The sequence below is a fragment of the Methylibium sp. genome, assembly GCF_013817365.1.
Taxonomy (GTDB): Bacteria; Pseudomonadota; Gammaproteobacteria; order Burkholderiales; family Burkholderiaceae_C; genus Methylibium.
In genome coordinates, this window is the sequence record NZ_JACDCU010000504.1 from 1 (window position 1) to 1,545 (window position 1,545).

The 1,545-nt window shown below is 60.6% G+C and carries 3 protein-coding genes and 1 pseudogene; all 4 read left to right on the forward strand.

Annotated elements, in window-relative coordinates:
• Nucleotides 1–284 precede the first annotated feature (284 nt).
• Nucleotides 285–515, forward strand: a complete 231-nt coding sequence (locus tag H0W38_RS20495; RefSeq protein WP_292457662.1) for an addiction module protein — start codon at nucleotides 285–287, stop codon at nucleotides 513–515.
• Nucleotides 512–814, forward strand: a complete 303-nt coding sequence (locus tag H0W38_RS20500) for a type II toxin-antitoxin system RelE/ParE family toxin (RefSeq protein WP_292457663.1) — start codon at nucleotides 512–514, stop codon at nucleotides 812–814. The genes H0W38_RS20495 and H0W38_RS20500 overlap by 4 nt, the downstream gene beginning before the upstream one ends.
• 33 nt (nucleotides 815–847) lie before the next feature.
• A complete protein-coding gene (locus H0W38_RS20505) occupies nucleotides 848–1,030 on the forward strand; it encodes a hypothetical protein (protein ID WP_292457665.1) in 183 nt (60 codons plus the stop codon).
• A pseudogene (locus tag H0W38_RS20510) lies at nucleotides 1,027–1,545 on the forward strand (LysE family translocator); the annotation flags it as partial. The gene H0W38_RS20505 and the pseudogene H0W38_RS20510, both read left to right, overlap by 4 nt.

Consider the following 1,545-nt stretch of genomic DNA (forward strand, 5'->3'; position numbering starts at 1 on the left):
ATCGATCCCAAGCCGTTCATCTGGACCGCACGCGCGTCCGACATCCTGGCCAAGGTCACGCGCGCCAAGACGGCACTTGCCGCCATCGTTGGATAAGTACAGAACAGAGCGGCGCACTGCACTAGGTTTTCGTGCCCGTCAGCGGGTGAATCCGCAAGCGTAAGCGGTCGTTCCAGCGGACCGCCCAATGTGGCCTCCGAACTTCACCGTGAGCCACCAGAGCTGCGTCGCCCATCCCGCAAGGCCTGCAGCGTAAGATTCACAGCCAATCACGGAGCCGAGCCATGACTGATCTGGTCACTGAGTTGTCTCAACGCGCACGCGAGCTTGCACCGGAAGATCGCGCCCGCCTCGCCGAAGAGCTGCTTGCCTCGCTCGAAGGTGACCTCGAGCCGGAAGTCGATGCTGCCTGGGACGAAGAGCTACGTAAGCGCATTGCAGAGGTCGAAAGTGGCGTTGTCGAACTCGTACCGGCCAGCGAGGTTTTCGCGCGAGTCCGCCGAACATTGCGGTGAAGCCCGTCAGGTTTCACCCGGAAGCACAAGTCGAATTCGCAGCCGAGGCCAAGTACTACGACGAACGGTCCCCCGGTCTCGGTGAGCGCTTCACCAGCGAAATCGAGGCGGCAGTCGAGCTTGCTTCTGCTTTTCCGCAGATGGGGTCGCCCCACAAGTACGGTACCCGTCGCGTCTTCCCCAAGAGATTTCCTTTTTCGGTCGTCTACCAAGATCTCGGATTCGAGCTGGTCATTCTCGCCATTGCACCTTTCCCTCGAAAGCCGGTGTACTGGCGCAAGCGAAAAAGTGGCGGCTAAGAAGCTCAGCGACTCTTGACAAGCGGCAGCGGCATGAAGAACGCCTTTTTACTGGTTCTCGCTGCAGTGGGCGTCGCACTGATCACCTGGGGCTTTTGGCGCTTCGCAGGGGACTATGGATTCGGTGTCGTCTCGACTGCAGCACTGCTGGCACTCACTGTCGACAACATCAGATTGCGACGCCAGTTCCACGCTCGACCGAAGGAGACTCGATGATCCCTCTCGACGACCTGCTCCTCTTCTCCGGCGCCGCGCTGCTGATGGCGCTGACGCCGGGGCCGAACATGATCTATCTGATCTCGCGCTCCATCAGCCAGGGGCGCAAGGCGGGCGTCATCTCGCTGTTCGGCGTTGTTGCGGGTTTCCTGGTGCACATGTTCGCGGCGGCCGTCGGCCTGACGGCGCTCTTTCTCGCCGTGCCGCTCGCGTACGAAGTGCTCAAGTGGGCCGGTGCGCTCTACCTGCTCTGGTTGGCATGGCAGGCCGTACGGCCCGGCGCCCGGTCGCCGTTCGAAGCCAGGGACCTTCCGGACGATTCAACGCGCAAGCTCTTCTTCATGGGCTTTCTCACGAACCTGCTCAATCCGAAGATCGCGGTGTTTATCTCGCCATCTTTCCGCAGTTCATTTCGCCGCAGCACGGCTCGGTGTTTCTTCAAAGTATTCAACTCGGGTTGACGCAGATCTTCTGGAGTTTCTCGGTCAACCTGCTCATCGCGCTAGGGCCTGTTA

Excerpts from the sequence above, each read along its gene's own strand:
- H0W38_RS20495 (WP_292457662.1), top strand. The coding sequence starts at position 285 with ATGACTGATCTGGTCACTGAGTTGTCTCAACGCGCACGCGAGCTTGCA.
- H0W38_RS20505 (WP_292457665.1), top strand. The coding sequence starts at position 848 with ATGAAGAACGCCTTTTTACTGGTTCTCGCTGCAGTGGGCGTCGCACTG.